Here is a 24,269-nt window from a genome sequence, read left to right on the forward strand (position 1 = left end):
CTGACCTTTGTCTGACCGGTATCTATGCCAACTCTGCGCACGTTTTTCGCAACCGTCCTGCTCGGTCTGAGCCTTTGTGTCGGCACGCTACACGCGGCCGAACCGCCTACCGCAGAAGCGGTACAGCAAAGCCTCGACAAAATTGCTGATCGCAAGCTGCCGGACGCCGACCTTAAAGCGCTGCAAGCAGTGCTCCAGCAGACCCTTGCCCTGCTGGCCAACAAAGCCGATTACGAGCAGCGCCTGAACGACGTGAAACAACTGCTCAGCAGTGCACCTCGCCAGACCAGCGAAAACCAGCGTGAACTGTCCCGCCTCAAGGCCAGCAAAGCCATACCCGTAGCGCAGCGTTACAGTGACCTGCCCGTACCACAGTTGGAACAACTGCTGGCTGAACGCACCACGCAACAGGGCGAGTTGCAAAAAGCACTGGCCATTGCCAACAGCCAGAGCATTGCCGCGCAAACCCGGCCAGAGCGGGCGCAGGCCGAAATCAGCGCCAGCCAGACGCGCATCCAGCAGATCAGCACCACCCTGAAAACAGGGCGCGACAACGGCAAGCTGCTCACCCCCGATCAACGCAACCAGCTCAATGCTGAGGCCGCCTCGCTCACCGCACTGATAGCACTGCGTCGCCAGGAGCTGGCCGGCAACAGCCTGCTGCAAGACCTGAGCGGCAGCCAGCATGATCTGCTGCTGGAAAAAACCACGCGCCAGGATCAAGAAATCCAGGACCTGCAAACCCTGATCAACCAAAAGCGTCTGGCGCAGTCGCAACAAACCGTCACAGAACAATCCCTTGAGGCAAAAAAATCCGGCAGCAGCAGCCTGCTGGCAACCGAAAGCGCAATCAACCTCAAGCTTTCTGACTACTTGCTGCGCAGTACCGACCGCCTCAACGAAGTCACCCAGCAGAACCTCGAAACCAAGCAACAACTGGACAACGTCACTCAAAGCGATCAAGCACTGGATGAGCAAATCAACGTGCTCAAGGGCAGCTTGTTGCTGTCCAAGATTCTCTATAAGCAGAAGCAAGCCCTGCCGCGCCTGCAAAAAATGGACAAGAATCTGGCAGACGAAATCGCCGACATTCGTCTATACCAGTTTGAAATCAACCAGCAGCGCGAGCTGATCAGCAACCCCACGACCTACGTCGATAACCTGCTGTCGACCCAGCCCGCCGATCAAGTCACTCCGCAGCTGCGTAAAACCCTGCTCGAACTGGTCAACACCCGCAGCGATCTGCTGGACCGCCTGAATCGCGAGTTAAGCTCGGTGCTCAACGAATCGATCACCCTGCAACTGAACCAGAAGCAACTGCTCAGCACCGCCCAAAGCCTGCGCGCCACGCTGGACGAGCAAATGTTCTGGATCCCCAGCAATAAGCCGCTGGACCTGGAATGGCTGGAAACCGCCCCGAGCCAACTGGTACAGCAAATTACCATCCTGCCTTGGGGTTCCAGCGTCACCGAGCTGGCAGAAGGCCTGGTGGAACGGCCGCTATTGTTTCTACCGTTTTTGCTGGTGGTAGCGGCCCTGCTGTGGAAGCGCAAATACCTCTACAGCAAGTTGAACAAAATCCATCAGGACATTGGCCACTTCAAGCGTGACAGCCAATGGCACACGCCGTTGGCGATCCTGATCAACATCCTGCTGGCAATGCCCCTTTCCCTGGCGCTGGCCCTGTGCGGTTATGCCCTGCAAACCGATGCCCGCGGCATGAACGCCAATACCGGCGCGGCGCTGGTCCAGATGGCCGAAGCCTGGCTGGTGTTCTACACCGCGTACCGGATCCTGGCACCCGGTGGCGTGGCCGAGTTGCATTTTCGCTGGGAAAAACCACTGGTTGCGTTCCTCCAGAACTGGATCCGCAAGCTCGGCTTTGTAGTGCTGGCCCTGGTGGCCGTGGTCGCCTTTGCCGAGCAGCAACCGGCGGCGCTGGCAGACGATGTACTGGGCATCCTCGTGGTACTGAGCTGCTATGCCGCTATGGCCTGGTTGCTGTGCCGCCTGTTGCTCAACGACTTTGAGACGGCGACCAAAGCCTATCGCCTGCGCAAGCTGCTCGGTTTTGCTTTCGCGCTGTTGCCGCTCGCGCTGTTTGTTGCCGTGTGCTTTGGCTACTACTACACCGCGCTCAAGCTCAGCGACCGCCTGATCAACACCCTCTACCTGCTGATGCTCTGGCTGGTGGTCGAAGCCGCCTTTGTCCGTGGCCTGGCGGTAGCCGCACGGCGCCTGGCCTACCAGCGTGCACTGGCCAAGCGCCAAGCTGCCAAGGAAGCAGGCGAAGGCAACGACATCGTCATCGAAGAGCCGACGCTAGACATCGAACAGGTCAACCAACAGTCTCTGCGTTTGATCCGTCTGGCCCTGCTGGCGGGCTTTATTGGCATTCTGTATTGGGTGTGGGCCGACTTGATCTCGGTATTTTCCTACCTGGACAACATCACCCTGTACGAATACACCAGCGGCAGCGGCGCCAACATGAGCATGGTGCCCATCAGCATCGGCGACGTGATCGGTGCGCTGGTCATCATCGGCATCAGCATCGCGCTGGCGCGCAACCTGCCCGGTCTGCTGGAGGTGCTGGTGCTGTCGCGCCTTGACCTGGGCCAGGGCAGCGCCTATGCCACTACCACCTTGCTGACCTACGTGATCATCGGCATCGGCTTTGTCTCGACCCTCTCGACCCTGGGCGTGAGCTGGGACAAGTTGCAATGGCTGGTGGCCGCACTGTCGGTGGGCCTGGGCTTCGGGATGCAAGAAATCTTCGCCAACTTTATTTCCGGGATCATGATCCTGTTCGAACGCCCGGTACGGATTGGCGACACCATCACCATCGGCAACCTGTCGGGCACCGTGAGCAAGATCCGCATTCGTGCGACCACCATTACCGACTTCGACCGCAAAGACATCATCGTCCCGAACAAAACCTTTATTACCGGGCAACTGATCAACTGGTCGCTGACCGACACCATCACCCGCGTCACCCTGAAGCTGGGGGTCGACTACGGCTCCGACCTGGACCTGGTCAAACACTTGCTGCTCAAGGCCGCGCAAGAAAACCCGCGAGTGCTCAAAGACCCTGAGCCCCACGTGTACTTCCTGAACTTTGGCGCCAGCACCCTGGACCACGAATTGCGCATGCACGTACGTGATCTGGGTGACCGTAACCCGGTGATCGACGAAGTTAACCGCTTTATCAACCGCGAATTCAAGAACCACCACATCAACATCTCGTTCCAGCAGATGGAGGTGTACCTCAAGAACTTGCAGGGCCAGGAATACAAGCTGGTGCCCGTTGGGCCAGAAGCGCCGGTGGAACCCACACCACCGCAGCAAAAGCCGCAACTGGGCAAGCTCGATTAATACATACACCTTGTAGCCGCTGCCGCAGGCTGCGATAAGGGCCGCAGGACCTTCAGTTTTTTGAGGGCCGCTTCGCTGCCCACATCGCAGCCTGCGGCAGCGGCTACAGGTTTTGCACACGCTTTAACCCTTTACTGGAGACGGTCATTGAAAGCCCTCGACGAACTGACTTTTGATAACCGCTTTGCTCGGCTGGGTGACGCGTTTTCAACCCACGTACTGCCCGAGCCTATCGACGCACCGCGGCTGGTAGTCGCGAGCGAGGCCGCTCTGGCGCTACTGGATCTCGACCCGTCTGTTGCCCAGGACCCGGTATTCGCCCAACTGTTTGGCGGCCACACCCTGTGGGCCGATGCCGAACCTCGCGCCATGGTCTACTCCGGCCATCAGTTCGGCTCCTACAACCCGCAATTGGGCGATGGCCGCGGGCTATTGCTGGGCGAGGTCTACAACGACGCGGGCGAGCATTGGGACTTGCACCTCAAAGGCGCCGGCATGACCCCTTACTCGCGCATGGGCGATGGCCGCGCGGTGCTGCGTTCATCGATCCGCGAGTTCCTTGCCAGCGAAGCGCTGCATGCGCTGGGCATCCCCAGCAGCCGCGCCTTGTGCGTGATCGGCTCAGATACCCCGGTATGGCGCGAGACCCAGGAACGCGCCGCCATGGTCCTGCGCCTGGCACCGAGCCATGTGCGCTTCGGGCATTTCGAATATTTCTACTACACCAAGCGCCCCGAGCAGCAAAAGCAACTGGGCGAGCACGTACTGGCGATGCACTTTGCCGAGTGCCTGGAGCAACCCGAGCCGTATCTGGCGATGTTCCGCGAGATCGTCGAGCGCAATGCCGAGCTGATTGCCAAATGGCAGGCTTACGGCTTTTGCCACGGCGTGATGAACACCGACAACATGTCTATTCTGGGCATCACCTTCGACTTCGGGCCTTTTGCCTTCCTCGACGACTTCGACGCCAACTTCATCTGCAACCACTCCGACCACGAAGGGCGCTATTCCTTCAGCAACCAGGTGCCTATCGGCCAGTGGAACCTCAGCGCACTGGCCCAAGCGTTAACGCCGTTTATCAGCGTTGAAGCCCTGCGTGAAACCCTGGGGTTGTTCTTGCCGCTGTACCAGGCCCACTACACCGACCTGATGCGCCGCCGTCTGGGCCTGACCACCGGCGAAGACGCTGATCAACAATTGATCGAAACACTGCTGCAAAAAATGCAAGGCAGCAGCATCGACTACACCTTGTTCTTCCGTCGCTTGGGGGATTTGCCAGCCGAACAGGCTGTGGCGCAGCTGCGTGACGAATTTGTCGACCTCAAGGGCTTTGATGAATGGGCCGCGCAGTACGTAGCCCGGGTTGCCCGTGAAGGTGTGAGTGATGAAAGCGCCCGCCGCGAACGTATGCACGCGGTCAACCCGCTGTACATCCTGCGCAACTACCTGGCACAAAAGGCCATCGATGCGGCACAGGCCGGGGATTACAGCGAAGTGCAGCGCTTGCACAAGGTGCTGACCCAGCCATTTACCGAGCAAGCGGGTATGGAAAGCTATGCCGAGCGGCCACCGGAGTGGGGCAAGCATCTGGAAATCAGTTGTTCGTCGTAACCCGCTGCGTAGCAGTTGCCGTAGGAACGAGGCTACGTTCGGCGTGATACGGCATTCCGGCGCAGTCGTCGTAAAATCAGGCTCGTCGGTGTGTCAAGCAACACCGATACTCCGGGTTTGCGAGCGCTTCGTCGCAGTGGCGCACCATCTCGGATGCAGCCTCGTTCCTGCGGCAGCGGCTACAGTTTGAGTCTCCCTCACCCACAGGGATTGTGGCCTGCTCCCGATTGACCCTCGCCCCACCAGCCCCTATCCTCGCCAACGTCACGACACATTCGTGATCCGGTTTGACGGTCGGGCTCTTCATAGTGGAACGCATAGTCTAGAAATTCGTTCGGCACACTCGTGCCCGCATGAATGTTATGGCGACTGTGTGTGGGGCACCTTCGGGTGCGCCGGGTCCCACTATGACCGGTCCGTCAACCTGCACACAGTTGCCACCTTAAGTTTGACGGCGAGCGGTGGTAACTCTTACCTCATAGTGGAGTTTTCCAATGCCCCAAATCATCACCCAAACCCCAACCCCCTTCGGCCACAGCTTTAGCGGTGAAACCCTGTTCACCGTAAACCCCGGCATCCCGATCAACCTCGCGCTGGAACTGGCCGCCCAATTGCTCGGCAGTGCCACCGTTCTATGTGCGGAAAGCCAGGTCACCAGCCCACAAACCAGCCACAGCCTGACGTTCGCCAGCCTGCAACTGATTGAAATGAGTAAAGGGTTGATTGACGCCACGCTAGACCGCGTGGCGCAGGCACAAAGCCTCAGATAAACATGTCCACAGGCACTTTGAAGTAATCCGCCAGCCAGCGAATCTGTCGCACGTTGAGCTGGCGCTTGCCGCTGAGAATTTCGGACACCACCGACTGGGTTCCAACCCCCGGCAAATCGCTTTGGGTCAGCCCGTGCTCTTGCATCACCGAGCGCAATACATCGACACCGCTGGCCTTGGGCATCGGTCGATGCTCAAGGTCATAGGCCTCAACCCAGTCGCCGATGATGTCCACCAGGCTCATCAAGGGGTGACTTTCATCGTCGCAGATCAAGTCGCTCAGTTGATCAAGGGCTGCAACCAACGCGTCGTAATCTGCTTCGTTTTTTGGTTTGCGCAGCAGGGGTGACACAAACTGCCAGTGCTCTACCGCCTGTTCGACCAATGCATTCATTGTGCTTACTCCTTCCAGTTGCCCTTGTCATAGTCACGGTGATCCAGCACATGACGAATGTAGAGGCGCTGTACCCGATAACGCACCAGGGCAATCAGCCGCAGCTTGTTACCTCCAATATTGAAAACGTGAAACGAACCTACCTTGTCGGTGGCTGGGAAAAACGACCTTAACGCGGCAAAGTCTTCAGGGTTGAGGACCTTGATCTTGCGATACCACTCATCAAGAGCGTTCGCCGATTGCGGCCATTGTTCTTTCGCTTCCCAAATACGCTTGGCTGTTATCACTCGCATGCAACGTCCCTATCGCATCTTGCTATGGAGGTTAAGCCAGAGGTCAGTAAATCGCAATGTGCGATAACGCCTCTCTGACTAATGGTGCTGTCGCTGTCTCGCGTCTAAGCCTAGATAAGGGGCTGCGCCACTGGCTCAGCACTGTGTGTGCAAATACTTCGCCTGGACACTGGCATAACCAAATCGCATAACAACCTGCCCAAACAGTCTTAGACGAACTAACCCACCCTGATTATCGTGACGCCCGCGCGGCGGCTCTGGCCTGCCCGATACCTCATACGAGATTCGTTGCATTAAGGAAGACCCATGTCCTGGGACTCGCTCCCCCTGCTGTTTGTTGCCGCTTTGCTGGTCTGGCTGTTGGTGTCGTTTGTGCGCGAGAAGTGGAGCGCCGATGTGGTGGCTGCCATTGCCGTCGCCGCCCTGCTGGTCACGCAAATCCTCACGCCCCACGAAGTGTTGAGCGTGCTCAGCAACTCGGCCCCCGCCACGATTGCCTGCATGTTTGTGCTCTCGGCCGCGTTGGAACGCACCGGCTGCATTGATGCTCTGGGCAACTGGCTGGGCAATCTGGTGGGCGACCAACCGCTGCGGGTTCTTGGCGGGTTGATGATTACCGCGCTGGTGATTTCGGCTTTTTTGAACAACACCCCCGTGGTGGCCATTTTGACCCCAGTGGCAATTGCCCTGGCCAAGCGCGCCCACAGTTCACCCTCCAAGCTGCTGATCCCGCTGTCTTACGCCACGGTATTGGGCGGGATGCTGACGATGATCGGCACCTCGACCAATATTCTGGTGGACGGGGTCGCGCGCAAAGCCGGGCTCGCGCCTTTTGGCATGTTCGAAATCACTCAGGCCGGGCTGATGTTTGCCGCCGTGGGTTTTGTGTACCTAATGATTTTCAGCAACCGCCTGCTGCCTGATCGCGACAGCCTGTCCAAGCAACTGCGCCCGGAATTGACGCGCACCTTCATGAGCGAATTGCTGGTGCCCCACGATTCCCCCGTGATCGGCAAGACCCTGGCTGAAGCCGATCTGAATGGTGGCAGCGGCCTGCAAGTACTGAAGATTTTTCGCGACGAGCAAGAGCTTTCCACGCCTGAACCTACCACCCAGTTGCGCAGCGGCGACCGCCTGGTGCTACACGGGCAAGTACAAAATGTGGTCGAACTGCGCGAAAGCGGCGTGCTGGCCTTTAACCGTGGCGACGCGTTCGAAACCATCAGCAACCACGATGTGATCCTCGCCGAGGCCATCGTGGGGCGAAATTCCCGCTACAGCCACCGCCCCATGCGCGACCTCGACCTGACAGCGCGATATGGCATTGCGGTGCTCGCGGTGCATCGTCAGGACGAAAACATTCAAGGCAATCTCGACGACCTGCATCTGCAATTTGGCGATGTGATTCTGGTCGAAGGCACACCTTCGCAAATTCGTCGTTTTGCCGAAAATGGCGACTTGATCAGCCTCAATACTGTCCTTGAGCGTGCATATCGCCGCGACAAGGCGCCGATTGCAATCATTTCCACGCTGGCGGTGATGCTGCTCGCAGCACTCGAGATCATGCCCATCGAAGGCTTGGCGTTGATCGCCGCCGTAACCGTGGTCGCCACCCGTTGCCTGGACGTGCAGGACGCCTACAAGGCGGTGGACTGGAAAATCCTCAGTCTGATTTTCGGCATGCTGGCCATCAGCATTGCGATGGATAAAGTCGGCCTGATCAATCTGGTGGTCAACCAGACCATGGCCGCCCTCCCTCATGCCGGGCCGTTGCTGATGCTGGGGTTTATCTATTTGTTGACCAGCATCCTCACCGAGATCCTCTCCAACAATGCCGTGGCGGTATTGCTGACGCCGATCGGAATTGGTGTGGCGCAGCAACTGGGCGTCGACCCGCGGCCATTCGTGGTGGCCGTGATGTTTGCCGCCAGTGCCAGCTTCGCCACGCCGATTGGCTACCAGACCAACACCTTTGTGTATAACGCGGGCGGTTACAAGTTCAGCGACTTTATGCGCATCGGCATCCCATTGAATGTGCTGATGCTGATCGTGGCCATGCTGGTGATCCCGTGGATCTGGCCACTGACGCCGGTGGCGGGTTGAGGGATTGTCTGCTGAACTGCACACCCTGAACCTGCAGTCGCTGGGGCAGGCGGCGATGGATTGCGCAGCATTCCTGATTTCAAAGGGCCTTCGGCCCTTATCGCAGCCTGCGGCAGCGGCTACACAGAGCCCTCTTTGTGGAGTATTTACCCATGACCGAACCGCTGCTGATCCCTTGCCCTCACTGCAACGGCCTTAACCGTATCCCCGCCGAGCGCATCAGCGAGCACCCCAAATGCGGGCGCTGCAAAAATGCTGTGCTACTGGCCTTACCCTTCGATTTGAAACAAACCGACTATGCCAGCCAGATCAAAGGCGACCTGCCATTGCTGGTAGACGTCTGGGCAGAGTGGTGCGGGCCCTGCAAAGCCTTTGGCCCGATATTTGAGCAAGCCGCCAGCCAGCTGATCGGCAAATGCCGACTGGCCAAACTCGACAGCGAGGCCAATCAGCAACTGGCCGGGCAATTGGGAATTCGCTCGATCCCCAGCCTGATACTGTTTAAAAACGGCCGTGAAGTAGCTCGCCAGAGCGGTGCGTTACCTTTGCAGCAACTCACCGCCTGGCTGCGCAGCCAGGGCATCAGCGCTTAAGCGTTCTGATCCAGATAATCGTGCAACTCCACAAACTGTTGGGTCAGCTTGTGCCGCGGGTCGAAGTGAATCAAAGGCTGACACGCCTGATGTGACTCGCGCATACGCACGGAGCTGCTGAGGTACATCGGCAGCACCGGCAGCCCTTCGGCAATCAACTCATCAAGCATTTGCTGCGGCAGGCTGGCCCGGGCCTGGAACTGGTTGACCACGATGCCTTCGACCATCAGATCTTCGTTGTGGTCTTCTTTTAGCTCTTCGATTTCCGCCAGCAAGCCATACAGTGCCTGACGTGAAAAACTGTCGCAATCAAACGGAATCAATACCCGATCACAGGCGATCAGAGCCGATACAGCGTAAAAATTCAGTGCGGGCGGAGTATCGACATAAATGCGATCATAGTCTTCGGACAATTCATCAAGCAGTTTTCGCAGCTTGTTGATCTTGTGCTTGGCCTCAAGCTTGGGCTGCAAATCGGCCAGTTCGCTCGTGGCGGTAACAACGTGCAAATTCTCGAAAGGCGTTTCGTAAATATCGACCCGGTTTTTCTTCGAACCTACTCCGGCCGTCAAACTGTGCTTGAAGAAGTCGGCAATCCCCATCGGGATATCGTCGCCGGTCAGGCCAGTCAGGTATTGAGTGGAGTTGGCTTGGGCGTCCAGATCCACCAGCAATGTCCTGTAACCCTCGCTGGCACTGACTGCCGCCAGGTTGCACGCGATGCTGGATTTACCCACACCGCCTTTTTGGTTGAACACCACGCGCCGCATTTCAAAACCTCCGTGTACCAATGAGTAGCCGAGTGTAGATGGCCTTTGCGCGGCTTCGCTACCTTGCTACGAAATGAACTACAGCCTTTGGGCGTTTATCTGAGAAAACAAATAAACACTTCTCACACCTAAAGCGCATTGACCCTATTTTTTTCAGATCACAGACGAAACATACTGGAAATGTAAGCAAAATTTGCTACCAGCCAACTGCACCGGGATAATGTCGTCATTCTGTATTAGGTGCGGCATGGATCGATGCCCACTTTCGCATCAAGGAAGCCTGCAAGGGCGGGATGAAACTCCAGTGATCAATTTCAATATCGCCGCGTGGCGTGCCTGGGCTCCGGGCCTCGACAGCGTGGCCGATTGGCAAGCCTGGAGCCAGCAACCCAGCGTACCCGCTGCCAGCGACGCAGCACCCGACGTCTCGTTTTTACCCGCGATGCAACGCCGACGGCTCAGCCGCATGGCGCGCATGGCGTTCAGCGTCGGCTGGCCACTGGCACAAGGCCATGAAGGCCTGCCGCTGGTCTTTGCCTCGCGCCACGGTGAAACCCCCCGCACATTCGACATCCTGAGCGACCTGGCTGCCGACCAGCCCTTGTCTCCGACACAATTCAGCCTCTCGGTGCATAACGCGGTGATTGGACTGTGGTCGATCATGCGCGGCGAGACCAGCGAGATGACCGCACTTGCCGCCGCCGGAGATGGCCTGGAACACGGCCTGATCGAGGCCTGCGCCCTGTTGAATGAAGGCGCGCCCGCTGTACTGCTGATCATCACAGAAGAACAACCGCCACAAGCCTATGCGCGCTGGATCGATGATGTGCCCTTCCCTTATGCCGTCGGCTTGCTACTGACACCGGGCAAGCAATGGCAGGTTTCGCTCACAAGCGCCGCCACCGCCACCGGCAGCGCAAAAGCCCCGTGGCCCCATGCCCTGAACCTGTTACGCCACCTGCACGATGGGCAGGCATCATTCCAACACGTCTGGAACAACCGCGTCTGGAACTGGCAACACAGCCTGTGAGCCGCCGCGATGCTTATATTTGGCGCCTGATCGCCACAGCTATCAGTTTTGCACTGTTCGGCCTGGGGTGCCTGTGCCTGCGCCTGGTGATTTTCCCGGTGCTCAGTTGCCTGCCAGGAGACGCCGTTCGTCACCGCGAGCGCGTGCGAGCAACCGTAAGCCGATTGTTCTGGCTGTTTATCCGCACGATGGCCCGCATGGGCGTGCTGACCTATGACGTGCAAGGCGCCGAACGACTGGGGCGCCCGGGTCAGATGATCATCGCCAACCACCCGTCGCTTATCGATGTGGTTTTTTTGATCGGGCTGGTGAAAAACGCCAATTGCGTGGTCAAACAAAGCCTTTGGCAAAACCCGTTCACCCGAAGCCCCGTGCGTGCCACGCAGTACATCAGCAATGATGGCAGCGTCGACATGCTCGAGAGCGCCGCGGGAGCGTTACGTGAAGGCCAGACCCTGATCATTTTCCCGGAAGGCACACGCACGCTGCCGGGCCAGCCCCCGGCCTTTCATCGCGGCGCCGCCTCGATAGCGTTGCGGGGTGCGAAGATCCTCACCCCGGTGGTGATCAAGGTCAGCCCCACCACGCTGACCAAGGCCGAGCCCTGGTACCGCATACCCAATCGGCGGGTGCACTTCAGTTTTCGGGTCGGGGCCGATATAGATCCAAATACCTTTACTGCGCTTGGCCCACCGCCCAAAGCCTCGCGCCTGCTCAATGACTTCGTGCATGACTATTTTATTAAGGAGCTCGCCACAGATGAGCGATCTGAAAAGCGACATTAAACAGCTGATCATCGATGCCCTGGGCCTCGAAGACATCAGCATCAGCGACATCGGCGACGAACAGACCCTGTTTGGCGAAGGTCTGGGGCTGGATTCAGTCGACGCACTGGAGTTGGGCCTGGCGATTCAAAAAACCTACGGCATCAAAATAGACGCCGACGCCAAAGACACTCGCAATCACTTTTCCAACGTGGCCAGCCTTGCGGCTTTTGTCACCGCCAAACAGGCAGCCTGAGACCGAACCATGCAAACCCGTGACGACATTTTCAATACCCTGCGCGACGCTCTGGTTGAACTCTTTGAACTTGAACCCGAGCGCGTCACCCTGGACGCCAACCTGTATCAGGACCTGGAAATCGACAGCATCGATGCCGTAGACCTGATCGATCACATCAAGCGCAAAACCGGCAAGCGAATCGCCGCTGAAGAATTCAAATCGGTGCGAACCGTAAATGACGTGGTCGAGGCGGTTTACCGTCTGGTTCACGCAGACGCATGAGTCGACTGATTGGCCTTGGCCTGCTGCTGGCTGGCCTGCTGTACCCCTTCGCGGTGCATTTCGGCATGGCCCATTTCGCCCCGTGGCAGTTCGCGCTACTGCTGGGCAGCTTGTGGTTGGCCCGCGCCCTGACCGGCGAGCGGCGCCCCGGCGGTGTGTGGATGGCGGCGGTCGCACTGGTGTTTTGCGCCTTGCTGGCGCTGTTCAACAGCCCCGCATTATTACGCTGGTACCCGGTACTGATCAGTACACTCATGCTCAGCCTGTTCGGCCTGAGCCTGAAGTTCGGGCCGCCGATGATCGAACGCCTGGCGCGTTTGCGCGAGCCGGTGCTACCCGACATTGCCATTCATTACACGCGACAGGTAACCAAGGTCTGGTGCCTGTTTTTTATGTTCAACGGGTTAGTCGCAGCCGGTCTGACGCTGTGGGCGCCGTTGAGCTGGTGGACGTTGTACAACGGTCTGATCGCCTACGGGCTGATGGGACTGCTGTTTGCCATTGAATGGCTGATACGACAAAAGGTAAGAGGCCGGGCATGAATTGGATAAATCTTGAGCAGCTATTGCTCAAGGGGCACGCAGAGCGCCGAGTCACGGTTAACCCCACGCTGAGCCACGCTACCCTCAGCGAACAGGCCCTGCGCCTGGCGGGCGGCCTTCAACAGCGCGGCGTGCAACACATTGCCGTACACCTTGAAGACGCTGGCGAACTGGCCGTGGCTTTACTCGGTGCCTGGCGGGCCGGGGTCAGCGTGCTGCTACCCGCCGACCTGCAAGCGCAAACCCGTCAGCGCTGGGATGACCGGGTTGACCTGTGGATAACCCAAAGCGACGAGTTGCAAGCCTTGTACGGCGACGCGCTGCCTGGCGGTGAACTGGACCTGGACCTGTGCCAGCTCAGTCTGTGCACTTCGGGCTCCAGCGGCGAACCCAAGCGCATCGACAAAAGCCTGCGCCAGATGGCCAACGAAGTTCTGGCGCTGGAACAGCTGTGGGGCGCTGATCTGGGCGAGGCGTGCATCATCGCCAGCGTCGCGGCGCAGCACATTTATGGGTTGTTGTTCCGCGTGTTGTGGCCCCTGTGTGCGGGCCGCACCTTTGTGCGCAAGCAACTGGCGTTCCCCGAAGACATGCAGCGCGTCAGCCGCGAGCACCGTTCATTCGCTTGGGTCGCCAGCCCCGCCTTGCTAAAACGTATGGCCGACAACCTCGACTGGCCCGCTTTAAGCCCCGTACGCCGGGTGTTTTCGTCCGGTGGGGCCTTGCCTGCCGAAGCGGCGCAAATGTTGTTCGAACGTCTGGGCCAGTGGCCGACTGAAATCCTTGGCAGCTCGGAAACCGGCGGTATCGCGTGGCGTCAGGGCCAAAACCTGTGGCAACCCTTTGCCGATGTACACCTGAGCCAGAGCGCAGACGGCGCTCTAGTCATCGCCTCGGCATACTTGCCCACGGGCCATATCGAACATACAGCTGACGCCGCTCGCATCGAGGCCGACGGTCGTTTCGAGTTGCTCGGGCGCCTGGACCGCATCGTCAAGCTGGAAGAAAAACGCATCTCCTTGCCAATGCTGGAGCACGCGCTGGTCAACCACGACTGGGTAGCCGAAGCCCGCTTGGGCGTAGTCAATGAAAACCGCGCCTCGCTGGGCGCCTTGCTGGTGCTCAGTGACAGCGGCCTGTTTGCGCTACGTGAACACGGCCGACGCGCCCTGACCCAAATCCTGCGCCAGCACTTGAGCCAGCACTGCGAAGCGCTGGCCTTGCCGCGCCGCTGGCGTTTGCTGCGCCAGTTGCCGCTCAACAGCCAGGGCAAGCTGCCACAGACCCAAGTCGATGCGTTACTGCTGGCACCCCGGCCGAAAACGCCCGAAGTGCTGAGCCAAATCGAAAATGACGGCCAATGGATACTCAGCCTGTCGATCCCGCCGGACCTGGCGTACTTTAGCGGCCACTTCCCCAAAACCCCGGTGCTGCCGGGCGTGGTGCAAGTGGAGTGGGCAATGGCACTGAGTCAGCAACTGCTCGACCTGCCGCCGCGTTTTGCCGGGATGGAAGTGCTCAAATTCCAGCAACTGGTGCGCCCCGGCGACGTTCTTGAGCTGACCCTGCGCTTTGACCATGAACGCAGCAAACTGCACTTCGCGTACCGCAACGCCACGGCGCCCTGCTCCAGTGGTCGCATCGTGCTGGAGGCCGCTCATGCATAACCCCTGCGCCGTGATCCCCGTCTACAACCACGAAACCGCCGTGCCTGCCGTGGTCGACGCCCTGCTCGCCGCTGGTTTGCCTTGTGTGCTGGTCGACGACGCCAGCAGCCCCGCATGCAGCGCGGTGCTCGAACAACTTGCCCAGGGCGATAACATTTTCCTCATCCGCCTCGCCGTCAATCAAGGCAAGGGCGGCGCGGTCATGGCCGGTCTGCGTGAAGCCTCACAACTGGGCTTCACCCACGCCCTGCAAGTGGACGCCGATGGCCAGCACGACCTGCGTGATGTCGCGACGTTCATGCAAGTCTCACAACTAAACCCAGAAGCGCTGATCTGCGGTTACCCACAGTACGACGCCAGCGTGCCCAAGGGCCGTTTGTATGCGCGCTACCTGACCCACGTTTGGGTCTGGATCAACAGCCTGTCACTGCAAATTCCCGATTCGATGTGCGGCTTCCGGGTCTACCCGCTGAGGCCGACACTGGCGTTGATCAACTCGGTCAAGCTGGGCAAACGCATGGACTTCGACCCCGAAATCCTGGTGCGTTTAGCCTGGCGCAACCAGCCCATGCGCTGGCTGCCAACCAAGGTTCATTACCCACAGGACGGCCTCTCGCACTTTCGTCTGTTCCACGACAACGCGCTGATTTCCGGTATGCACACCAAGCTGTTTTTCGGCATGTTGCTGCGCTTGCCGAGCATCCTGTGGAGGCGCTGGCGAACATGAGCGAGCCTCCACAGCATTGGGCTGACCATAAGGAGCGCGGCAGTTTCCGGCTGATGAAGCTCACCGCCTTCGGCGTCAAACTGCTGGGCCGACGCCTGCTCAGCCCGGTGCTTTACGCCATCGTGTTGTACTTCTTTTTGTTCGGTGGCCGCGCCCGGCGCAGCATCTGGCAATACCAGCAACGGCTGGCCGACTGGAGCGGGCAAAGCCAATTGCGCCCCTCCCGCTGGCGCGTGTTCGGACAGTTCATGGCCTTTGCCGATGCCCTGCTCGACAAGCTCGATGTGTGGAACGGCCGCCTCAAGATCGAAGACATTGAAATCGTCGACCCCGCCCTGCTGCGCAATCAGTTGCGCGGGGAACGCGGGCAGATGCTGGTGGGCGCACACCTGGGTAACCTCGAAGTGTGCCGGGCGCTGGCAGAGCTGGGCGAACAGGTGACCATGAACGTGCTGGTTCACACCAAGCACGCCGAACAATTCAATCGCCTGCTGGGTGAAGCCGGGGCCAGCCATTTGCGGCTGATTCAGGTCAGCGAACTCAACCCGGCCGTGATGCTGCAACTCAATCAGCGCCTTGAAAACGGCGAATGGCTGGCGATAGCCGGTGACCGTGTGCCGCTGCATGGCGGGCGCAATGTGCTGGTGGATTTCCTCGGTCACCCCGCGCCATTCCCGCAAGGGCCGTGGTTGCTGGCCGGGCTGCTCAAGTGCCCGGTCAACCTGATGTTTTGCCTCAAGCATGAAGGGCACTACCGAGTCACCCTCGAACCCTTCTGCGAAGCCGTACTCTGGCGGCGCAGCGACCGCGAGCAGGTGATAGCCCATTGGGCCACCCGCTACGCCGAACGACTGGGGCATTACTGCCTCCAGGCACCGCAACAATGGTTTAACTTTTACCCTTTCTGGAAGACCGATGACGACGCATCTGCATGAGCCAGTAACCTTCGGCCAAACCCCATTGCGCATTGAAGACGTGCTGACTTTGGCCAATCGTCAAGCGCCGACCCGACTGCAAGACGACGCCGAGTACCGCGAACGTATCGCCAAGGGCGCCCGTTTTCTCGACTCGCTGCTGGACAAGGAAGGCGTGATCTACGGCGTGACCACCGGCTACGGCGACTCGTGCGTGGTCGCGGTGCCGCTGGAGCACGTCGAAGCCCTGCCGCGCCACCTCTACACCTTTCACGGTTGCGGGCTGGGCAAACTGCTGGATGCCCAGGCCACCCGGGCTGTACTCGCTGCCCGCTTGCAGTCGCTGTGCCACGGCGTGTCCGGGGTGCGCATCGAGCTGCTGGAGCGTCTGCAAGCTTTTATCGCCCACGACATCCTGCCGCTGATCCCCGAAGAAGGCTCGGTCGGCGCCAGCGGCGACCTGACGCCGCTGTCCTATGTAGCAGCGACCCTGTCCGGTGAGCGCGAAGTACTGTTCAAGGGCGAGCGCCGTTTTTCGCTCGACGTACACCGCGAACTGGGCTGGACCCCGCTGGTATTGCGGCCCAAGGAAGCGCTGGCGCTTATGAACGGCACCGCCGTGATGACCGGCCTCGCGTGCCTGGCCTATGCCCGCGCCGACTACCTGCTCAAACTTGCCACCCGCATCACCGCCCTCAATGTGGTGGCACTGCAAGGCAACCCCGAGCACTTCGACGAACGCCTGTTCGCCGCCAAACCGCATCCGGGGCAAATGCAGGTAGCCGCGTGGATTCGCCAGGACCTGGCCATCGACGCCCCGACCGCGCCCTTGCATCGCCTGCAAGACCGCTACTCGCTGCGCTGCGCGCCTCATGTGCTCGGCGTGCTGGCTGACAGCCTGAACTGGCTGCGTTCGTTTATCGAGATTGAACTCAACAGCGCCAACGACAATCCGATCATCGACGCCGAAGAAGAACGCGTGCTCCACGGCGGGCACTTCTACGGCGGGCATATCGCCTTTGCCATGGACAGCCTCAAGACCTTGGTAGCCAACGTCGCCGACCTGCTCGACCGCCAGCTCGCGCTACTGGTGGACGTGCGTTACAACCACGGCTTGCCGAGCAACCTGTCGGGCGCTACCGCTGAGCGGGCGATGCTCAATCACGGTTTTAAAGCGGTGCAGATCGGCACCAGCGCCTGGACCGCCGAGGCGTTGAAAAACACCATGCCGGCCAGCGTGTTTTCGCGCTCCACCGAGTGCCACAACCAGGACAAAGTGAGCATGGGCACCATCGCTGCCCGCGATGCAATCCGCGTGCTGGAACTGACCGAACAGGTCGCCGCTGCCACCTTGCTGGCGGCCAACCAGGGTGTGTGGTTGCGCAGCCGCGCCGAAGACGCCCGCCCGTTGCCGCCCGCACTGGCGCAGATGCACGCCGAACTGGCCAAGGACTTTGCGCCAGTGATCGAAGACCGTGCCCTGGAAGCCGAGTTGCGGTTGTGCCTGAGCCGGATCGCCCAACAACACTGGAGGCTGCATGCGTAGCAAAGGCGTTTTGCACGTTGATACCGAAGTAGTGGTGCCGTTTTTCGACATCGACACCATGCACGTGGTGTGGCACGGCCATTACGTCAAATACCTCGAAGTAGCGCGTTGCGCGCTGCTCGACCATATCGGCCACAACTACACGCAGATGCTCGATGCGGGCTACGCGTGGCCGGTAATCGACATGCAACTGCGTTATGTACGCGGTGCGACGTTTGGCCAGCGTATCAACGTGCGCGCCAGCCTGGTGGAGTGGGAGAACCGCCTGAAAATCAACTATCTGATTACTGATCTGATCACGGGCGAACGGCTGACCCGGGCCGTGACGGTGCAGGTGGCGGTTGAGATCGCCAGCAAGGAAATGCAGTTGGCGTCGCCAAGGTGCTTTACCGAAGCTGTGGCCAGGGTGCTGGCATGAGTGTGTTTAATAATCTCAGTAGCCGCTACCGCAGGCTGCGATCGAGCCCGAAGGGATCGCGCTTCTTCAAAACCGAAGGTCCTTCGGCCCTTATCGCCGCCTGCGGCAGCGGCTACAGGGGGGCAGTGTTGTTGGTTTTGCTCGGGGTCACCCCGCTCGCTCACGCCTTCGACCTGCAACAACTGAGCGAGCAACTGGCCAAACCTCAGGTCATTCACGGCGACTTCATCCAGGAAAAACACCTGCGCGCCCTGCCCAGGCCGCTGACCAGCACCGGCACCTTTGTGCTGGCCAAGGACCACGGTCTGCTCTGGCAACTGAAAACCCCGCTGCAACAGGATTACCGCATCACCGCCCTTGGCATCGCCCGGCGCAACGGTACGAGCTGGCAAATGCTCCCCGGTAAAAGCGCCGGGGCCGAACAGAATCGTTTGTTTCTGGCTGTGCTGCAAGGCGACAGCAGCGGCCTGCAGCGCGATTTTGACCTGCAACTGCAAGGCGAACCCGAGCACTGGAAGCTCACCCTGACTCCGCGCTCGCTGCTGCTCAAGCAAGTGTTCAAGCAGATCAACATTGACGGCGGCGAACTGGTGCAACGCATCGAGCTGCAAGAAACCCAGGGCGACAGCACCCTGCTGAAGATGCAAAACAGCGTCAGCAACCAACCCTTGAGTAGCGCGGAGCAGCACGATTTTGCGCAGTGAACACTGGTTGCCCCGTGGCTTTTTGATCCTGCTGCTGGCTGTGCTCGCGCTCGCCGGGTGGCAATGGCGTCACGGCGCACCGCTGTCGGCCAACCTGATGGAACTGGTGCCCGGGGATTCGCCCGACGCACTGGAGCTAAGCGCCGAACAGCGCATGCAAGAACCCCTGAACCGCGAAATGCTGGTGCTGGTGGGCAGTGCCGATCGTCAGCAAGCCATCGCTGCAGCTGAGCAATTGGGCCAGCAGTGGCAAGCCAGCGGTCTGTTCGAGAAGGTGCAGTGGAACCTGCAGGCCGACCTTGCGGGCCTGCGCGAACAACTGCTGCGCGGGCGGCTGGCGATGCTCTCTGCAGCCGACCGCACGCAACTGATCGAGCACCCCGATGCTTTTGTCCAACAGCGCGTACAGGCGCTGTTCGACCCCTTCACCGGCTTCAGCCTGGTGCCCAGCCAGGATGACTGGCTGGGCCTGACCGGGCGCATCCAGAACAGCCAGCCGCAACGCGGCGCTGTGCAACTCGATATTGGCAGCGGCGCCCTGATCGCCGATGCCGACGGCAAAAGCTGGGTGCTGCTGCGCGCCCGCACCCAAGGCAATGCCTTCGATATGAAGCTGCCGCTGCGGGTTGCCGAACTGCTTGAGCACAGCCGTGCGCAAGTCGCACCCGACAATGTGCAATTGCTCGCAGCCAGCGGTTTGCTCTACGCGGCCAGCGGGCAACAGCAGGCCACCCGTGAAATCACCTGGGTTGGCGGCGGGGCCACAGCGGGAATCCTGCTGCTGTTGCTGCTGGCGTTTCGGCGCTGGCGGGTGCTGCTGGCGTTTGTACCCGTGTTGGTCGGCATGCTGTTTGGTGCCGTGGCCTGCGTCGCGTTCTTTGGCAGCATGCATGTGATGACGCTGGTGCTGGGCTCCAGCCTGATCGGTGTGGCGGTGGATTACCCGCTGCATTACCTGTCCAAGAGCTGGAGCCTGAAACCCTGGCGCAGTTGGCCCGCCCTGCGCCTGACCTTGCCCGGCCTGAGCCTGAGCCTGGCCACCAGTTGCATCGGCTATCTGGCACTGGCCTTTACCCCGTTTCCGGCGTTGACCCAAATCGCCATTTTCTCCGCTGCCGGTTTGGTCGGTGCGTATCTGAGCGCCGTGTGCCTGCTGCCCGCGTTGCTCAAAGGCGTGGAACTGCGCCCTGCGCAATGGCCGCTGCGTATTGCGCAATGGTTGCTCAACGTGCGCGAAGCCTTGCTCGAACGCATCCCAACCCCTGCTTTGCTGGCTCTGCTGCTGGCGTTTTGCGCAGCTGGTTTGTGGCAACTGACCAGCAAGAACGATATCCGCCAATGGGTCGGCGCCCCGCCGCAATTGCTCGCCGAGGCACAGGCCATTGCACGGATTACCGGCTATCAGCCCACCAGCCAGTTCTTCCTGGTGCGCGCCGACAACGAGCAGCAATTGCTGGAGCGCCAAGCCGCCCTTGGTGAGCGTCTGGATCAGTTGGTGCACACCGGCAAGTTGCAGGGTTACCTGGCGCTGAACCAGTTGGTCAGCCTGCCCAGCGAGCAACAACGACTGCGCGATGCGCTGACCCAACTGGCGCAACACTGGCAACCGCTGCTGGAGCTGGGTGTACCCGAGGCCGCACTGAAAAACGAGCTGGTGCAATTGCAGGCGTTGCCCGAACAACATATCGATGACGCGCTGAAAGGGCCGTTGGCCGAGCCTTGGCGTGCACTCTGGCTGGGTAAAAATGATGCAGGCGTCGCGGCAATGGTCAGCCTGCAAGGCTTGAGCAATGCCAGCCTGCTGCGCGAGCAGGCGCAAAACCTGCCAGGCGTACAACTGGTCGACCGCTTGGGCGATTTGAACAAGGTGTTCGCCGCCACGCAAATCAGCGCCGCCGAATTGAAGCTGCTGTCCTGCGCCTTGATCGTATTGTTGTTGGTCGCGCCGTTCGGTGTTGGCGGGGCGCTGCGCATCGTCGCTCTGCCCCTGCTGGCCGCTCTGTGCAGCCTTGCCAGCCTCGGTTGGTTGGGCCAGCCGCTGACGCTGTTCAGCCTGTTTGGCCTGCTGCTGGTGACAGCGATCAGTGTCGACTACGCGATCCTGATGCGCGAGCAGATCGGCGGTGCCGCCGTGAGCCTGCTCGGCACCCTGCTGGCGGCGCTGACTACCTGGCTTTCGTTCGGCCTGCTGGCGGTGTCGAGCACGCCTGCGGTCAGCAACTTCGGCCTGTCGGTCAGTCTTGGGTTGGCGTTCAGTTTTATCCTCGCGCCTTGGGCGGGCAAGCAGGAGCACAGCCAATGATGACCATCGTATTCTGGTTGCTCGCCCTGGCCCTGTTTGCCGTGGCGACCCGGGTGGGCCGTCACTTTGGCGTGATCCCGATTGTCAGCCAGTTGCTGCTGGCGTCCATCGGCTTGCCGCTGCTGATGCTGTTCTGGATCGAACCGCACTGGCAGCTCAGCGGCGCGCAACTGGTCACGCCAGTGTGGCTTAAAAGTTTCTACAGCCTGAGTTTCGCCCTGTTGCTCGGCACCATCTTGAGCGACGTGATCGATCTGCGCATTGATCGTCAAAGCGTGAAAATCGCCCTGCCCAGCTTTGTCGTACCCTTCGCCTGCGGGCTGGCCTGCGCCGTGTGGTTGCTGCCGGAACAACCTTGGTTAAGCTCACTGGCCGTGGGCCTGGTCTTTGCCATCACCGCAATCCCGGTGTTGTACTTGTACTTGCGCCACATCGACTACCCGCCTGCCGCCACCCGCCGCTTGGTGCAAAGCGCGATCCTGATCGACCTGACGTGCTGGAGCCTGTTTGGGCTGGCCCAGGGCAGCCTCGACTTCAACAGTTTGCTGCTGCCCATTGCCGGGGCCTTGCTGCCGCTGCTTCTGCGAACCCTGCGCATTCGCCAGCCGCTGTGCTACAGCCTGAGCTTTTTCGCCTTGCTGGTGGTGGCCGAACATTACCGCCTTAACGCGCTGATTTTCGGCGTTGGCTACCTGATCTGCATGGCCTGGCTCAAGATGCCCTTGGTGATGCCGTTAAAAGCCCTATGGCTGGAACGCCTGCAAACCCACCTTGCGGTGCCGCTGATCCTCACGTTCGGCATAGTGCAGATCGATGTGCACAGTGCCCTGAGCGAGATCAGCGTGCTGCAGATGGCCGCGCTGTTGCTGTTGCCGATGGCCAGCAAACTGCTGGGTAACTGGCTCGGGTTGAGCTGGGCCACGCCGTCCTTTGCAGGGGCCAGCAAATGGCGTGAAAGCCTGTTACTGAATATTCGCGGGTTGAGTGAAATAGTGTTCCTCAACCTGCTGCTGCAACAACAGCTCATCAGCCCGGCGCTGTACTTCGCACTGATGCTGATGGGCCTGATCGCCACGCTGTTACCGGCGCTGGCGGGCATGAATAAACCCCTTTTGAAGTCGGCTGTAATCCCCGGCAAGGAGCCTCTGTGTCAGTAATGGAAATGGAACGTCGTCAGGTTGTGGTGATTGGTGCCGGGCCGTCTGGCGCCATCGCCTCGGCCTTGCTCAAACGCAAGGGTCACGATGTGTTGATCATCGAGCGCCAGCACTTCCCGCGTTTTTCCATCGGCGAGAGCCTGTTGTCGCACTGCCTCGATTTCATCGAAGAAGCAGGCATGCTGGAAGCCGTGCAAGCCGCTGGTTTTCAGCTGAAAAACGGCGCCGCTTTTGCTTGGGGCGAGCAGTACAGCGCCTTCGATTTTGGTGACACGTTCAGCAACGGCAAACCCACCACCTTTCAAGTACAACGCGCCGACTTCGATAAGCTGCTGGCCGATCAGGCCGCCTTGCAGGGGGTTGAAATCCGCTACGGTGAGACCGTAATCGCCACCGATGTCTTGCGGGCCAAGCCGGTGTTGGAAGTTGAGCGCGAAGACGGCAGCCGCTATCAGGTCGAAACTGATTTTATCCTCGACGCCAGCGGTTATGGCCGTGTGCTCCCGCGTTTACTCGACCTTGAGGCACCTTCGAACTTCCCGGTGCGTCAGGCGATATTTACCCACGTTGAAGACCGTATTGATTGCGAAGGCTTTGATCGCAACAAGATCCTAATTACCACCCACCCGACCCAGCGCGATATCTGGTTCTGGAGCATCCCGTTCAGCAATGGCCGCTGCTCGGTGGGCGTGGTCGCGGCGGCGGAGCATTTTGAGGGCCGCAGCGAAAACCTCGACGAGTGCCTGCGCAGCTTTATCGACGAAACCCCAAGCCTGCAACGGGTGCTGGCCAAGGCCGTGTGGGACACCCCGGCGCGCACCATCGGCGGCTACTCGGCCAATGTCAAAACCCTGCACGGGCCGGGCTTTGCGCTGTTGGGCAATGCTGCCGAGTTCCTCGACCCGGTGTTCTCCTCAGGCGTGACCATCGCCATGCGCTCGGCCAGCATGGCCGCTGGCGTGCTGCACCGTCAGTTGCAAGGTGAAGCCGTAGACTGGCAAACCGAGTTTGCCGAGCCGCTCAAGCGCGGGGTCGATACTTTCCGCTGCTACGTCGAAGGCTGGTACGCCGGCACCTTCCAGGACGTGATCTACCACCCTGACAGCTCGCCACACATTCGCCGCATGATCAGCTCGATTCTGGCGGGCTATGCCTGGGATGAAAACAACCCGTTTGTCAGCGAACCCAAGCGCCGTTTGCGCATGCTGTCGGACATCTGCGCCACGGAGTCCGCATGAAACCTTTGAGCGATACCTACGTAGAAGAAACCCGCCTGGGGTTCTGGTTTTTGCGTAGTCACACCTGGCAGCACCATGTGCTGCGGGTGGCGATCAATGACCTGCGCAGCTTGTTCAGCGACCCGCTGCCATCGGCGCCAGTGATTCTGGATGCCGGTTGCGGCCAGGGCAAATCGTTCCAGTACCTGCACAAAACCTTCGCCCCCAAGCGTTTGATTGGGCTGGATGCCGATCCGCTGAGCCTGCAACTGAGCGGCGAAGAAGCCAAGCGTCAGGGCATAGACATCGAGCTGATCGGCAGCGATTGCGCCGAACTTGATATACCGGACGCAAGCGTCGACATCCTGTTCTGCCACCAGACCTTTCACCATTTGGTGCAGCAGGACCGGGCGCTGGCCGAGTTTCACCGAGTACTCAAGCCCGGTGGTTACCTGCTGTTTGCCGAGTCCACCGAGGCCTATATCGACACGTGGGTGATTCGCTGGCTGTTCCGCCACCCCATGCACGTGCAGAAAAGCGCGGAGCAATACCTGGAAATGATCCGTGACCAGGGCTTCGAATTTGAAGCGCGGAACGTCTCGTACCCGTACCTGTGGTGGAGCCGCTCCAAGGATTTCGGCCTGCTCGAGCGTTTGGGCTTGCTTAAGCCAAAACCGGTAGGGCAACGGGAAGAAACCTTGGTTAATGTGGTAGCGCGCAAGCCCCAGCAAGGCACTAAACCATGATGAATGCGATCTCTGTAGCCGCTGCCACAGGCTGCGATGGCGTGCGAAGCAGGCCCGTTTTTTTGAAGGCCCTTCGGCCCTTATCGCAGCCTGCGGCAGCGGCTACAAG

The 24,269-nt window shown here is 60.0% G+C and carries 23 protein-coding genes; 20 read left to right on the forward strand and 3 right to left on the reverse strand.

Translation table 11 applies throughout. The features are described from left to right. The first annotated feature begins 24 nt into the window (after nucleotides 1-24). From mscK to U5A05_RS22510, 3 genes are all read left to right on the forward strand, one after another. Nucleotides 25-3,372 carry a mechanosensitive channel MscK gene (gene mscK, locus U5A05_RS22500; protein WP_261740037.1) on the forward strand — a complete coding sequence of 1,116 codons (3,348 nt, stop codon included), beginning with the start codon at nucleotides 25-27 and terminating at the stop codon, nucleotides 3,370-3,372. Nucleotides 3,373-3,519: 147 nt separating this feature from the next. Then, on the forward strand, nucleotides 3,520-4,983 hold the full coding sequence (gene selO, locus U5A05_RS22505; protein ID WP_321834920.1) for a protein adenylyltransferase SelO: 1,464 nt from the start codon (nucleotides 3,520-3,522) through the stop codon (nucleotides 4,981-4,983). A 494-nt stretch (nucleotides 4,984-5,477) separates the two neighbouring features. Next, entirely contained in the window at nucleotides 5,478-5,753 is a 276-nt protein-coding gene (locus tag U5A05_RS22510; protein ID WP_261740039.1) for a DUF3077 domain-containing protein, read from the forward strand. Here U5A05_RS22510 and U5A05_RS22515 read toward each other — a convergent pair. Then, nucleotides 5,746-6,147: a helix-turn-helix domain-containing protein gene (locus U5A05_RS22515; protein ID WP_321834923.1), complete on the reverse strand. Its 402-nt coding sequence runs from the start codon at nucleotides 6,145-6,147 to the stop codon at nucleotides 5,746-5,748. The genes U5A05_RS22510 and U5A05_RS22515 overlap by 8 nt on opposite strands. 5 nt (nucleotides 6,148-6,152) lie before the next feature. Continuing rightward, the gene (locus U5A05_RS22520) at nucleotides 6,153-6,440 is read right to left on the reverse strand and encodes a type II toxin-antitoxin system HigB family toxin (protein WP_321834924.1); all 288 of its coding nucleotides are present in this window, start codon (nucleotides 6,438-6,440) and stop codon (nucleotides 6,153-6,155) included. 306 nt (nucleotides 6,441-6,746) lie between these two features. Between U5A05_RS22520 and U5A05_RS22525 the strand changes: the two genes are divergently transcribed. Next, nucleotides 6,747-8,543, forward strand: coding sequence for an SLC13 family permease (locus U5A05_RS22525; RefSeq protein ID WP_261740042.1), 1,797 nt, complete (start codon nucleotides 6,747-6,749; stop codon nucleotides 8,541-8,543). A 152-nt stretch (nucleotides 8,544-8,695) separates the two neighbouring features. Further along, entirely contained in the window at nucleotides 8,696-9,136 is a 441-nt protein-coding gene (trxC, locus tag U5A05_RS22530; protein ID WP_321834925.1) for a thioredoxin TrxC, read from the forward strand. Here the strand turns inward: trxC and U5A05_RS22535 are convergent. Then, nucleotides 9,133-9,906 carry a ParA family protein gene (locus tag U5A05_RS22535; protein ID WP_261740044.1) on the reverse strand — a complete coding sequence of 258 codons (774 nt, stop codon included), beginning with the start codon at nucleotides 9,904-9,906 and terminating at the stop codon, nucleotides 9,133-9,135. The genes trxC and U5A05_RS22535 overlap by 4 nt on opposite strands. Nucleotides 9,907-10,153: 247 nt before the next feature. Here U5A05_RS22535 and U5A05_RS22540 point away from each other — a divergent pair, with 247 nt between their 5' ends. Genes U5A05_RS22540 through U5A05_RS22610 form a run of 15 tightly spaced genes read left to right on the forward strand, consistent with a single transcriptional unit; the run spans nucleotide 10,154 to nucleotide 24,160 of the window. Next, nucleotides 10,154-10,936 carry a beta-ketoacyl synthase chain length factor gene (locus tag U5A05_RS22540; protein WP_261740045.1) on the forward strand — a complete coding sequence of 261 codons (783 nt, stop codon included), beginning with the start codon at nucleotides 10,154-10,156 and terminating at the stop codon, nucleotides 10,934-10,936. Next, on the forward strand, nucleotides 10,912-11,721 hold the full coding sequence (locus tag U5A05_RS22545; protein WP_321836550.1) for a lysophospholipid acyltransferase family protein: 810 nt from the start codon (nucleotides 10,912-10,914) through the stop codon (nucleotides 11,719-11,721). The genes U5A05_RS22540 and U5A05_RS22545 overlap by 25 nt, the downstream gene beginning before the upstream one ends. After that, nucleotides 11,696-11,956: a phosphopantetheine-binding protein gene (locus U5A05_RS22550; protein WP_261740046.1), complete on the forward strand. Its 261-nt coding sequence runs from the start codon at nucleotides 11,696-11,698 to the stop codon at nucleotides 11,954-11,956. Before U5A05_RS22545 ends, U5A05_RS22550 begins: the two co-directional genes overlap by 26 nt. A gap of 9 nt (nucleotides 11,957-11,965) precedes the next feature. Further along, on the forward strand, nucleotides 11,966-12,220 hold the full coding sequence (locus U5A05_RS22555) for an acyl carrier protein (RefSeq protein WP_133076715.1): 255 nt from the start codon (nucleotides 11,966-11,968) through the stop codon (nucleotides 12,218-12,220). Beyond that, nucleotides 12,217-12,762, forward strand: a complete 546-nt coding sequence (locus U5A05_RS22560; RefSeq protein ID WP_261740047.1) for a COG4648 family protein — start codon at nucleotides 12,217-12,219, stop codon at nucleotides 12,760-12,762. Before U5A05_RS22555 ends, U5A05_RS22560 begins: the two co-directional genes overlap by 4 nt. Next, a complete protein-coding gene (locus U5A05_RS22565; RefSeq protein WP_321834926.1) occupies nucleotides 12,759-14,429 on the forward strand; it encodes an ApeI family dehydratase in 1,671 nt (556 codons plus the stop codon). The genes U5A05_RS22560 and U5A05_RS22565 overlap by 4 nt, the downstream gene beginning before the upstream one ends. Further along, nucleotides 14,422-15,156, forward strand: coding sequence for a glycosyltransferase family 2 protein (locus tag U5A05_RS22570; RefSeq protein ID WP_261740049.1), 735 nt, complete (start codon nucleotides 14,422-14,424; stop codon nucleotides 15,154-15,156). Before U5A05_RS22565 ends, U5A05_RS22570 begins: the two co-directional genes overlap by 8 nt. Beyond that, the gene (locus tag U5A05_RS22575) at nucleotides 15,153-16,091 is read left to right on the forward strand and encodes an LpxL/LpxP family acyltransferase (RefSeq protein WP_261740050.1); all 939 of its coding nucleotides are present in this window, start codon (nucleotides 15,153-15,155) and stop codon (nucleotides 16,089-16,091) included. Before U5A05_RS22570 ends, U5A05_RS22575 begins: the two co-directional genes overlap by 4 nt. Further along, nucleotides 16,072-17,616 (forward strand): HAL/PAL/TAL family ammonia-lyase, encoded by a 1,545-nt coding sequence (locus U5A05_RS22580; RefSeq protein WP_261740051.1) that lies wholly within the window; start codon nucleotides 16,072-16,074, stop codon nucleotides 17,614-17,616. The genes U5A05_RS22575 and U5A05_RS22580 overlap by 20 nt, the downstream gene beginning before the upstream one ends. Further along, nucleotides 17,609-18,034 (forward strand): acyl-CoA thioesterase, encoded by a 426-nt coding sequence (locus tag U5A05_RS22585; RefSeq protein ID WP_261740052.1) that lies wholly within the window; start codon nucleotides 17,609-17,611, stop codon nucleotides 18,032-18,034. The genes U5A05_RS22580 and U5A05_RS22585 overlap by 8 nt, the downstream gene beginning before the upstream one ends. After that, nucleotides 18,031-18,738, forward strand: a complete 708-nt coding sequence (locus U5A05_RS22590) for an outer membrane lipoprotein carrier protein LolA (RefSeq protein ID WP_321834929.1) — start codon at nucleotides 18,031-18,033, stop codon at nucleotides 18,736-18,738. Before U5A05_RS22585 ends, U5A05_RS22590 begins: the two co-directional genes overlap by 4 nt. Then, nucleotides 18,728-21,040 (forward strand): MMPL family transporter, encoded by a 2,313-nt coding sequence (locus U5A05_RS22595; RefSeq protein WP_321834930.1) that lies wholly within the window; start codon nucleotides 18,728-18,730, stop codon nucleotides 21,038-21,040. Before U5A05_RS22590 ends, U5A05_RS22595 begins: the two co-directional genes overlap by 11 nt. Then, nucleotides 21,037-22,197, forward strand: coding sequence for a cation:proton antiporter (locus tag U5A05_RS22600; RefSeq protein ID WP_321834932.1), 1,161 nt, complete (start codon nucleotides 21,037-21,039; stop codon nucleotides 22,195-22,197). The genes U5A05_RS22595 and U5A05_RS22600 overlap by 4 nt, the downstream gene beginning before the upstream one ends. Further along, complete coding sequence (locus U5A05_RS22605; protein ID WP_261740056.1) at nucleotides 22,188-23,435, forward strand: NAD(P)/FAD-dependent oxidoreductase; 1,248 nt, start codon at nucleotides 22,188-22,190, stop codon at nucleotides 23,433-23,435. The genes U5A05_RS22600 and U5A05_RS22605 overlap by 10 nt, the downstream gene beginning before the upstream one ends. Then, complete coding sequence (locus U5A05_RS22610; RefSeq protein ID WP_261740057.1) at nucleotides 23,432-24,160, forward strand: class I SAM-dependent methyltransferase; 729 nt, start codon at nucleotides 23,432-23,434, stop codon at nucleotides 24,158-24,160. The genes U5A05_RS22605 and U5A05_RS22610 overlap by 4 nt, the downstream gene beginning before the upstream one ends. Nucleotides 24,161-24,269: the final 109 nt, after the last annotated feature.

The sequence above is a fragment of the Pseudomonas kulmbachensis genome, from assembly GCF_963681935.1.
Lineage (GTDB): Bacteria > Pseudomonadota > Gammaproteobacteria > Pseudomonadales > Pseudomonadaceae > Aquipseudomonas > Aquipseudomonas kulmbachensis.